The organism is Thermococcus sp. M36 (genome assembly GCF_012027355.1).
In the GTDB taxonomy this organism is placed as follows: Archaea; Methanobacteriota_B; Thermococci; order Thermococcales; family Thermococcaceae; genus Thermococcus.
The window spans coordinates 1-402 of the sequence record NZ_SNUH01000310.1; the positions used below are offsets into that span (position 1 = coordinate 1).

Consider the following 402-nt stretch of genomic DNA (forward strand, 5'->3'; position numbering starts at 1 on the left):
TTATGGTTTGGGTTGAATAAAATAGTTAGCGGAAGAATTTGCTAACAATTTGGAGGAGGCACTAATATTTCAGTGGAATGATTATGCGGAACGGCTTCGCTGATATGAATATATTGAAGCGTTTTAATTATGACTATTTGTTGTGAAAAACTCTGATGCCAGTTTATAAACTCACTGTTTAATTTTTTACAGCAATCTTTTTCCAAATCGTTGATATTATTTGCATGCGGAAGTTCTTCATTAAAAGAATTACTAAATAATGCTTTACCCAATTGCTGTACAGGTAAAATTTGTATTGATAGTGTAAACAAAAGAAATATGGTAATAACTTTTTTAAGCATTCGGGCAAATATACTTGGCAGATAAAAATAAAGTAGATTATAAAACAGTTTAACAAAAACT

Annotated in this window: 1 protein-coding gene; it reads right to left on the reverse strand. The window is 29.6% G+C overall.

What is annotated here, in order from left to right; all coding sequences use genetic code 11:
• Positions 1–41: 41 nt before the first annotated feature.
• Positions 42–402: hypothetical protein (locus E3E36_RS13080; protein ID WP_206203732.1), on the reverse strand; the 361-nt coding region annotated here is incomplete at its 5' end.